This is a genomic window from Holdemania sp. (assembly GCF_986127675.1).
Map to the genome: position 1 here is coordinate 1 of NZ_CFQZWI010000098.1, position 10,402 is coordinate 10,402.

Below are 10,402 nucleotides of genomic sequence, written 5' to 3' on the forward strand. Positions count from 1 at the left end.
AAAGGCATAGAAAAAGGGATGCGGAAAGGTGTAAAGAAAGGCGTGAAACAAGGGAAAATATCCTTGTTGAAGGAGTTACTGCGGCAGAAATGGGAATTAACGGAAAGCGATGAGAAAGTCTTAGATGATTTAAACGAAGCGAAAGTGAATCAGATCGTCCAAGTTTTGAATAGAATAAATACCTCGGAAGACCTCCATCATCAGCTTAGAAAGCTTTCTGATTCAAAGCATCAGGCAGAGAACATAACTCAGCTGTCCTATACTCATGACTAAGTGGATCTGGACTTCGCAGGATCGGCTTTGGAATAACGTAAAGTTCAGAAAAAGTTCGTCAGAGTCAAATCGTGTTGGTGTAAATAGAAAGGATGGGATCGGATGATGCATAGGAGTCACAATATGAAGCTCACAACCCTAAATATTAAAAACCCCCTCGATCCGAAGATCAGAGAGGGTTAAAGAAACTGATTTTAAGCTGTGGTGGAATATCAGGGACACTTTTTTAAAGACAGACGCTGTGCGATAACCATTTTTGCAGAGCTACCATATCCTGACGGAACTGTTCCGGCTGATCCTCTTTGACAAATTCCAGAATCAGCGGAATTTCGCGGGGAATGAAAGTCAGCCAGTGCTTCCAGGCTGCTTCCTGAGCTGCGAGCGGCAGCCGCGTGTTGTCGGGTAACCAGCTGAACACATGGACGCGCGTCAGCCAGGGCAGGATCGCCTCTAATTCCCGACTGTTTTCTTCCACGGTGAGCTCGGGATTGGGCTGCCAGTAGGTCTTGCAATGAGAACGATTGACAGCTTTAAGCAGCTTTACAGCGGAAGCACCGTTGTCCGTCAGCGATTTGCGATGATATTCAAACGCGACGTCTATCCCAACTTTGGCCGCCAGTTCGCAGCATCGCCGCGTTTCCGCGACAGCCCGCTGGAAAAAATCGTCGTCGGCTTGCGCGGAGGCTGTGCGCCCGGCCCAGATCCGCACACACGGCGCTCCCAGCTTAACGGCCGTATCAAGATAAGCCTGAAAATCAATGTCCGGATTAAGACCTTGATTCAGTTTGTAATAACTGCCATAAGAGAACACCGCCAGCTGGTTTTGACGGCAGGCTTCCGCAGCTCTGGCTGCCAGATCCAGCCGATTTGCGGGCACGTGGACGTCGCTGCCCCATTCGATTCCGGTACAGCCGGTTTCCCTAGCCAGCGTGATGATCTGATCGGCGGTCAGCTGACGGAAGGTGACCGAGGTCAGCCCGACCGGCCTCATGAATGCTTCTCCTGTTTGCCATACCGCAGCGAGATGAGCTTGCGTTTTACCCGACGGCGGAAGCGATCCGCCTTTTTCCAGCGGGCAGTGCGCGCCGGCTTGCGGATATAGTCGAATTCGCCGATCCGTTCCGTATAAACGGAACCAAACGAACGCTTGTAATCATACAATCCATAATGCGGATCAGACTTGTCCGTCACTCCGGAGAATCCGCACATGTCGTAATGCAGGACGCCGTGGTTTTTCATGTCTTCGACGGCGAACCGGTGCAGGTTATCCACGGCCTTGATAAAGTTGAAATCCTTGTGGTTATAGGTGTAAAGATCCCAGGATTGCGCGCCGAATCGCAGGAACAATCCGGCGGCAATCGCCGGCTTTGCGCCGTATTGCGATTTTAGCGCCGCGGCTTTTTCTTTTTCTTTTAACTTGGACTGCAGCGCTTCGGGGTCTTTGTGATATTTACCGCTGTCAATTTCCTGCTGGATGCCGTTGATCATCTGATCAAGGTCAATTTCAGTGACATACAGTACGGCGTGATCGCCAAAGGCATCCAACAGCGCTTCAAAGAAGGACTGCGGATGCGGCTTAAAGCCCTGAATCTGGGAAAGCTGCCGTTCAAATTCACACAGCTGCGGCACATCGTCTTTGGTACCTAAGCGGGTTGTCACGCCGATCACGGCATGCCGGCGCAGACTGTTCTGGCGCGCCTTGGAGAAATGCCTGACGATTTCTTCGATGGAAGGCGTCAGGTCGATAATCAGCGTGTAGCGGTTGACCCAGCTGCCATTGTAGGCATAGCCGTATCCCTTATGCACAAACCCCAGCGATGTCAGCAGTGCTGTTATTGCTTCGTGATTTTCACCGCCTTCGATCGGATTGCCCTTGATATCCCGCTCCATCCGCAAGACGTTCGGATCCACCCGCAGAAAGTCCACTTTGGCGTTTTCCGCCAGCTGAATCAATCCCCGCAGGCATTGTTCGCACAGTTGAGGATCGTCATAATTCAGGCAAGGTCCCCAGGGAACATAATAGTAGTGAATACCCGGCGACTTCCGCTCCAGAATCATCGCTGTGCCTTTCAGCTGTGCCTGCTCAAAAAAGCCGATAAAATGCGGCTGATCCTGCTTCTGCAGCTTCGCCCACAGCGAAGTTTTCATGTAATGTCCGTAGGGATGAGCGCTGACAAAGGCGTCCAGCTGCACATCCGAAATTTGTTTACAGGTGATCAATGCGATTCCCTCCTTAACCATTGCCGGCGTAATTCCTTAACCTTGGGCAAAAGCTGGGTCCAGATCGGATACAGCAGCGGCTTGCATGGTAGACTGAATTCGCCGAGATAGACGTCGATTTCAGGTGAAAACGACGACTTGAAGATGAACAGCCCGTCGTCCAGCGTGCCTTCCACGCCGCCGAAGTTAAACCGCGTGCAGCCTTGTTCAAAGGCCCATTGAATGCCGCGGCAGCGCAGTGCGTAAGCAGCCAGATAGCGGCGGTATTTCTCGTTTAAGCCGGAATACAACAGCTCGCAGGTCGTGCCGTCGTGAACTAACAACAACGCACTGACCAAAATGTCACGGCCGTCTTCCTGAGCCTGCTGGCGCAGCCTGAGCTTTTCAGCGTCGAGATCGGCAATTTGTTTTTCCAGCTGTACGCGTTTTTTATTCGCTTTTTCGTCCAGCTCGTTTCGATGCTGACAAAGACCGCGCTGCTTTTCTTCGACCAGTGCCAGCGCATGATCATAATCCAGATGAGCGGCCAGAATGCAGGCATGATCGCCGAAGTTTTCCATGATCGTGCGGAAATAATCCTCATTGCGCAGGTGGATATTTTTACGCTGTTCCGTATATTTGATCATTTCAGCTAATTCGTGGACATGCTCAATCCCCCAAATTTCGATCTGAATGCCTTTGGCAAAACTGTTATGAATTTTCTCACGGGTCTTCTTCGGAAAGCAGGCTTCCCAGTTTTCCTGATGGGAAAAGCAAAGCTGAAAGCGCGGCTGCACCGTTTCACTGATCAGCTTCGTATAGCCCGCAAAATGGGCTTTTGCCTTCGCCAGCTGTTGCGGAATCGGACTGCGGGCGTTCCAGGCGGCTTCTTTTTGATCCAAGTCAAAGCTGCCGATGATGAGATAGGGATCAAATTTGCATTCCACCGCACCCTGCTTCGCGCAGAAACGCCGGATCGCAGTTAAGAAGAACGCAGTCTGTTGGGGATCATCGTAGTCCATGATCGGTCCGCGGGGAATATAGGCCAGCTTCATGCCCAGCGGCAGTTTGCGGAACAGAATCATCGCTGCTCCGCACAGTTGCCCGTCGCAGGTCATGCCGACAAATTTTGAAGTCCATTCCTTCTTGACGTTGGCCCAGGCTTCAGTCTGATATATATTATTGCATCGGCTGGCACGGGTGAAATCGTCCAGCTGCTTCCCTGTAATTGACTCGCAAAACTGCAAATTCATAATGAGTTCGCCTCCAATGCTTTATTATAGCATACCCGCCCTTAACTTTCTCCAGTCGTTTTAAAATCCCGGCCAGGATCCATCCTGATCAGGGGAGAAAAAGGGAAAAAGAGGAGGCTGCAGGATGTTCCTTTTTTGACATTTTCAGTAAAAAAAGGGTTGCGGTTTTTAAGGATCAATGGTAATATATTAAAGCACCGGACGCTTAGCTCAGTTGGGAGAGCACTTCCTTGACGTGGAAGGGGTCAGGGGTTCGAGTCCCTTAGCGTCCACCATGATTAATCAGTAAAGCTGTCATCAAGACAGCTTTTTTCGTCTTTCTCCTTTCCCTTTCTCCGCTTGAGGAAACCGTGCCGTGAGCAACACAGCCGGCATAAGGAAGAGACAGGAAGACCCAAGTGCTTAAAACCGGAGGGTTTCAGGATGTTGATTTTAATAAACAATCTTGTGATATAATACACATAAAGCTTGTTTTGGAAATAAAGGAAAAAAACTGTGGAGGGAGTATGGCTTACAAGATTGGAGAAGTTGCGAAACTTTTGGGAATTTCTTCTGAAACCGTCCGTTATTATGAGCGGGAAGGCGTGATTCAATCGCAGAAAATTGATCAGGGAAGCGGCTACCGATACTATGAAGCGCTGGATATCAATGCTTTGATGCGGGTTCGGATGTACCGTAATTATGGTTTTACCTTACAGGAAGCGAAGGAAATGTTGAACTTTTGCACCTTGGAGGACATCGCTAAACGATTGGAGGATAAAAAGCGGGAGCTGCAGGCGGCGGTGGATTGGAACAAACGGCTGTTGGCGTGCGCTGATCGGATGATTAACATTCATCGCTCCGCTTCGGAGATGCTTTGGAAATGCCAGATTGAAGAAAGTCCCGCGATGTACCGGTTTTGTTATCAGATTCAGGATCAGCTGATCGGTGATCCTGAAATACAAAAGCGCGTCCAGACATGGACGGAAAAGATGCCGGTTGTGATGCCAACGCCTTTATTTGCGAAGGACGATATTCTTGCAGGGAATAAGAACTTTGCGTTAGGGCTGTGCGTTATGGAGGAAGACGCTGATTTTCTGCGTTTGGATCCTCAGGCGAGGGGGATGGAATACGTTCCTTCCCAACGATGTATTTATACGGCAATTTCTGCTCAGGCTGGCGAACTGCTGCACTGCGGTTTATTTCAGCATGTTCTGCAATACATGGACGCACATCAGCTGGAATTGGCCGGCGACGCAATCGGACGCACGGTTTCCACGCTTCATCGAAGTACGACACAGGAGCGGATTCATCAGGTCTGGCTGCCCTTTTCAAAGAAAACATCAGATTTCAGCAGCGGGGGATTGACTCTAAAGGCCCTTTAACGTGTACTCTGATAGCAGGGAAAGATAACGCTTTCACACAGGGAGGGTAAGATGAGAAAATCAAATCTTAAGAGAATCGTTGTTTTGTTTCTCAGCGTGCTGCTGGCAGTTGGACTGACCGGCTGCACAGCGGCACCGAGCAATAATCCGAAGGGAACGGATGTCGGCTACACGTCCGGCACCTACACAGGGACAGGCGCCGGGCGCAATGGCGAGCTGAAAGTCGAGGTCACATTCACAGACAAAGAAATTACGAAAATCGAAGTCATTGAACATTCGGAAACCGAAGGAATTTCCGACTTGCCGCTGCAGCGGATTCCGGAAGAAATCGTGAAGAATCAGTCGCTGGCAGTCGATGCCGTTGCGACAGCGACCTTGACCAGCAACGCGATCATCGAAGCGGTCGCTGATGCAGTTACCCAGGCCGGCGGGGACGCGGAAGCACTGAAAAATGTGAAAGTCGAAGAGGAAACAGCCGGAGATTTAGTCCAGCGGGAAGCGGACGTCATCGTTTTAGGCGGCGGCGGAGCCGGTGTTGCGGCTGCGTACGCGGCGGCTGAAAATGGTGCATCGGTTATCGTTGTGGAAAAAACGGCGGCTCTGGGCGGCAATACGATGCGTTCCGGCGGCTATTTCAATGCGGTTGTTCCTGAAAATCAACAGACGCAGGTCATGACGGCAGGGCAGATCAAATCGGTTGAGGAATACTGCACGATGGAGCCGAAGGATGACATAATGAAGAACTGGCAGGAAAAACTGACCGCGGAATTTGACGAGTATAAGAAGTCTGGCGCGGAACATTTGTTTGATTCAGTCTATTTGCATATGCTTCAGACCTATGTCGACGGTGATTATGTCGGCAATCCGGTACTGATTCAGTCAATGTGCGAAAAAGCGCCGCAGACCTATGCCTGGATGCGGGATATGGGCTTTGACTGGAAACCGAAGTCAATCGTGATCGTTGGTTCGTTATGGCCGCGTGCGAACATGTCTCAAACCTATAAAAGCGGCATCGGTTTTATCGAAGTGCTGAAAAATGATGCGGAAAAGAAAAATTTCCCGATCGAATATGATCTGGAAGTCAGGGCTGAGGAATTGATTATGGAAGACGGCCGGGTGATCGGCGTCCGCGCGGTGTCCGCAAATGGAACACCTTATGAATACAAGGCCGGCAAAGGGGTTGTTCTGGCAACCGGAGGGTTTGGCGCGAATGTGGAAATGCGCGTGAAGTATAACAGCATCTGGGCTGATTTGGGGCCGACAGTTCCGACGACCAACAGTCCGGCGATTACCGGCGACGGGATTGTGATGGCGCAGGCTGTGGGCGCGAATCTGGTCGGTATGGATAAGATTCAGCTTTTGATCGCCGATCCGAAGACTGGCGAAACCTCAACCAATGTCGGCGATACGACGAGTATGTATGTCAATCAGGAAGGGCATCGGTTTGTTAACGAGTCAGAACGCCGCGACGTTTTATGCGCTTCAACGTTGGAACAGACCAACGGGATGATGTATATTATCAGCAGCTATCAAAACAGCCGTTTAGATGAGAACTATGTCAATACCTACGGCATTCATGTCGATGATTTGATCGAACGCGGAGCGGTTTACAAGGCGGATACGATTGAGGAATTGGCGGAACAGATCGGGATGGATCCCGCAACCCTGCGGAAAACGGTCGATGATTACAACGCCGCGATCGACGCGGGCTATGATGAGCTGACCGGCCGTACAGTCTTTAACGAAACCGCAAAGATCGAAGATCACGGGCCTTACTTCGCCAATCCGCGGACGCCGGCGGTCCATCACACGATGGGCGGGGTGGAAGTTGACGTTGACGCGCACGTCTTAGACGCCAGCGGAAACCAGATTCCGGGCTTCTATGCGGCGGGTGAAGTGACCGGCGGTTTCCATGGCGGCAACCGTTTGGGCGGCAACGCAATTTCCGAAGCGATCACGACGGGCCGAGTGGCAGGCAACAGCGTCGTATTGGATCAATAAGCGGGAAGCCCGGAATTTGTTTAAACAAATTTCGTGTAAATTCAAATAAGTGTACTCAAGAACAGAACAAAAGAATAACCGGAACGAAGGGCGCATTGATCAATGCGTTCTTTTGTCTGATATTGGGATAACCTTTCGCCGGCTCAGGCTTATGCTGAAATGAGTGCGGCTACGATGCAGGAATATTCAGTATTCCTTATTATTCCCATCCCTGCAGAAGCTCGGCAAGCCACTGCAGGCACTGACTTTTTTTCACATATTTGTGCTTTTCGTCATAGTAATTGATCAAAAGCGTCAGATAGAAACGTTTCTGATTCAGATCAAGACAGCTTCGGCCATGTTTTAACAAGGTGATCAACAGCTTATCCCGATGCGGATCCTGATCGCCGACAGCATTCATGACTCGTATCAGATCCTGAAATGGCTGAGAACGAAATTCCTTCGCCGACGCCAAACGTTTCATGCCTGCGATATTCCCGGTTTTATAATGCAGAAAACATCGCAGAAAATCCATTTCATCATTCGAATCGGAAACATCGGCGAAACGTGAAAGAAACGCACCGGCTTTTTCGTAGTGCCGATGGTTAACACAGCACCAGCACAGCGTACAGAGAATGGCGGAACGCATTCCGGGCGTCAGATTCAACATTTTGCTTTCCAGAATTGACGTCAATATTGCGGCTGGCCGATCAAACTCCTGCAGGGAGAGAATCGCCGCGCTTTGAATATGACAAGAGATAAGAAACGGATAACAGTTTGTCTGCGTAAACAGGCGGGAAGCCGCGTCGCAATGTTCGCGGGCAAGCAAGATTTTCCCTTTTTTTGAATAAAAAAGGGAAGTGTAGTAATGCCCCAATGCGCCCATCAGAGAAGTTGGATTGCGTTTCAGGCATTGCTTGAAATGTGTTTCTGCTTCCGATAAATCCTGCTTTAGCGCGCTGATCCCGCAGACAAGCTCAAACAGGGCGCTTTGCGCCTCATCAAAGCGATCCTGCACGCTGATTAACAGGTGCTTCTGCTGAACCATCTGGCGCAGGTTTTTCGTCATGAGTGCATAAACAAAAAAGGCCAGATGATAATCGAGGGCCAGAGGCGAATTGAGATACCGTTTCCGGATTCGGCGTAAAGCCGGCGCCTGTTTCTGCGCCGCCTCCAAATCCAGAAGCAATGCATTGCGGACAAAATGTTCCAACTTTTGCTTCGCCGGGATCAGCCAGGCTTGATCTATCGTATAATCCAAATCCAGCGCTTTCGCCAGCAGCTGCAGAATCTGCGGATCTGGCTGTGCTTTTCCTGTTTCAATCTGACTTAAATAGCTGGCGGAAATGTGGCATTGATATGCCAGAGCCGTCAGTTTTATCGCTTGGTCCATCCGATTGATCCGAATGATAGTTCCGGGAATTTGCATGTAAATTCAGCTCTCTTTCCTTTTTAAAACGCCATTTTCAATGAACCTTTGACGCTGATTTTTAACGGTAATTTAATGAACAGCTTCAGGTTGCGGTTCACTCTCAGTCCCGTATAATGAAATCGGCGGCCGGCGGGGAGCGATAAAAGGAAAGCAAAAGGTAAAAATTCAGAAAATTTCATTACCCTCAAAGCTTTGACCCATTTTATCAGAGCTTAACGATGGAAATGAACGGATTGGAAGAAAGCAAAAGCAGCGTACAGGTTGGAACCGGCAAGGCAGAAATAAAAACCAGTGCGGGCAGCACGGTTGGAAAAGTTCGGACTGACAGGGGTGAAATGTCAGCGTGATGAAGCGGGAGAAAAGCGTTACTGTTTTTTCTTTTCGTAAGCTTCGTAGACGGCCAGTTTTTCTTTTGTGGCGGCAATGACTTCCGTCAGATTTTCAAGAATGGTCTGTTCGCGGAACAACAGTTCCGTCATTTCCAGCCGATCCTCCTCGCCGTAACCGCCATATTTTAAATCGTTGGTCAGATTTTCGATCGACCGTTCTTTTTTGCCGACCTGTTTGGAGATCAGGCTTAGAAAATCAGCGAGATCAGCGCTGGTAAAATCGCCGATCCCGACGATCTCATTTAACAGCGTGTAGGCTTCTTCAGCATTGGTTGCCGCGGTGACTAACATATTTTATCTCCTTTATTAATTGACTTAAATCGAATAAATTTAAGTATAAAGCAAATATTGCCTTTTATTTCATTATAATCGTTTTCGCATCCGGTTACAATATCATCAGAACATGAAAACGATTTTTGCGAGGTAGTTATGAGCGATGAAAAGAAGGATTGTGTCGATTATCAGCGGCTGGGGCAGCGGGTCCGGCGGGCGAGGATAAGATTAAATCTGACACAGGAGGTCCTGGCTGAAAAAGTCGGCGTATCCATTCCGACGATCAGCCATATTGAAACTGGAACAAACAAGGTCAGTCTGGAGTTGTTTATCAAAATTGCCCGGGCGCTGAACGTGACGCCGGATGAATTGATCATGGACAGCGTACCGAAGCTGACTGCCTTTTATATGAAAGACATTCAGGAGGAATTGAAGGACTGTTCGCCGGCTGAATATCAGTTTCTGACGTCGATGCTTTCCAGCATGAAAGCGGCGCTGCGCCATTATCCGCGGGATGATGAGGAATAATCAGATTCTGTTTGGCAGCTGAAGCATAACCGATCTGTTGGGCATTGCCGTTGGTTGCCGAACGCGGCGGCTCAATCGGGTTTTTGAACATTTTGACTTCCCTTGCGATCAGGGACAGGCAAAAGAATAACGAGAATTTCGAAGAAATCATGAAAAACAACTCTGCCAGGCGGCATGCCGTCCATTTTGGCATATCATGAAATTGTCGCCCTGGCATGAAAATTAAAAACGCCAGGTCCGCCATTTTTGTAATTGGGGATAATCTTGTCGCCGCAACAAAGAAAAAGCTAAGCAGGCATGATAAATCGACGCGACTTGATCTTAACGAGAAATAGTTATCCAGAAATCAATCAAGGAATCCTTTTTCCATAGAAAGCGAAGGAGATGAGATTTTCAGGCTGGATAAGCTGATCTTCAGTCTGTTTATTGACAGCTTCCAGAGGGAAGCAGAAGTTAAAGCGGAAGAAGCATAAACGAAAGCGGCGCAATACTTTCCTGAATGTTAAAAAGTTTGTTACATGGAATGCAACAGCGAACTGAAAGAGAACTAAAATATTGTATTTGTAAAATATTATAGCTTAAATGGTATAAAAACTAACAAGGTCAATAGTAAAAGTAAATGCAGGTAAAGAAGAAAATGTGTATCGGGGCAGAGCAAAAGGAGAAACAGAGTAAAAGGAAACAAAAAAAGAGCCAGATAATGAGGGAAAA

The 10,402-nt window shown here is 49.0% G+C and carries 9 protein-coding genes and 1 tRNA gene; 5 read left to right on the plus strand and 5 right to left on the minus strand.

Annotated features, from left to right (window positions below; translation table 11 throughout):
- Positions 1-273: hypothetical protein (locus AC5OW4_RS12500; RefSeq protein ID WP_493677024.1), on the plus strand; the 273-nt coding region annotated here is incomplete at its 5' end.
- A gap of 226 nt (positions 274-499) precedes the next feature.
- Here the strand turns inward: AC5OW4_RS12500 and AC5OW4_RS12505 are convergent.
- Genes AC5OW4_RS12505 through AC5OW4_RS12515 form a run of 3 tightly spaced genes read right to left on the minus strand, consistent with a single transcriptional unit; the run spans position 500 to position 3,725 of the window.
- A complete protein-coding gene (locus AC5OW4_RS12505) occupies positions 500-1,264 on the minus strand; it encodes a sugar phosphate isomerase/epimerase family protein (RefSeq protein WP_195397816.1) in 765 nt (254 codons plus the stop codon).
- A complete protein-coding gene (locus AC5OW4_RS12510) occupies positions 1,261-2,493 on the minus strand; it encodes a lipid II:glycine glycyltransferase FemX (RefSeq protein ID WP_195397815.1) in 1,233 nt (410 codons plus the stop codon). Before AC5OW4_RS12510 ends, AC5OW4_RS12505 begins: the two co-directional genes overlap by 4 nt.
- Positions 2,490-3,725 carry a peptidoglycan bridge formation glycyltransferase FemA/FemB family protein gene (locus AC5OW4_RS12515; RefSeq protein WP_195397814.1) on the minus strand — a complete coding sequence of 412 codons (1,236 nt, stop codon included), beginning with the start codon at positions 3,723-3,725 and terminating at the stop codon, positions 2,490-2,492. The genes AC5OW4_RS12510 and AC5OW4_RS12515 overlap by 4 nt, the downstream gene beginning before the upstream one ends.
- 199 nt (positions 3,726-3,924) lie before the next feature.
- On the opposite strand from AC5OW4_RS12515, the gene AC5OW4_RS12520 reads away from it, so the two are divergent.
- From AC5OW4_RS12520 to AC5OW4_RS12530, 3 genes are all read left to right on the plus strand, one after another.
- Positions 3,925-4,000: transfer RNA gene (locus tag AC5OW4_RS12520), tRNA-Val, on the plus strand.
- Positions 4,001-4,231: 231 nt separating this feature from the next.
- A complete protein-coding gene (locus AC5OW4_RS12525; RefSeq protein WP_072684629.1) occupies positions 4,232-5,089 on the plus strand; it encodes a MerR family transcriptional regulator in 858 nt (285 codons plus the stop codon).
- Between the two features lie 51 nt (positions 5,090-5,140).
- Positions 5,141-7,090, plus strand: coding sequence for an FAD-dependent oxidoreductase (locus tag AC5OW4_RS12530; RefSeq protein WP_072684630.1), 1,950 nt, complete (start codon positions 5,141-5,143; stop codon positions 7,088-7,090).
- Between the two features lie 199 nt (positions 7,091-7,289).
- Here AC5OW4_RS12530 and AC5OW4_RS12535 read toward each other — a convergent pair whose 3' ends face one another.
- On the minus strand, positions 7,290-8,462 hold the full coding sequence (locus AC5OW4_RS12535; protein ID WP_195548055.1) for a helix-turn-helix domain-containing protein: 1,173 nt from the start codon (positions 8,460-8,462) through the stop codon (positions 7,290-7,292).
- Positions 8,463-8,866: 404 nt separating this feature from the next.
- A complete protein-coding gene (locus AC5OW4_RS12540; RefSeq protein ID WP_072684632.1) occupies positions 8,867-9,181 on the minus strand; it encodes a hypothetical protein in 315 nt (104 codons plus the stop codon).
- Positions 9,182-9,319: 138 nt separating this feature from the next.
- Here AC5OW4_RS12540 and AC5OW4_RS12545 point away from each other — a divergent pair, with 138 nt between their 5' ends.
- The gene (locus tag AC5OW4_RS12545) at positions 9,320-9,691 is read left to right on the plus strand and encodes a helix-turn-helix domain-containing protein (RefSeq protein WP_072684633.1); all 372 of its coding nucleotides are present in this window, start codon (positions 9,320-9,322) and stop codon (positions 9,689-9,691) included.
- Positions 9,692-10,402: the final 711 nt, after the last annotated feature.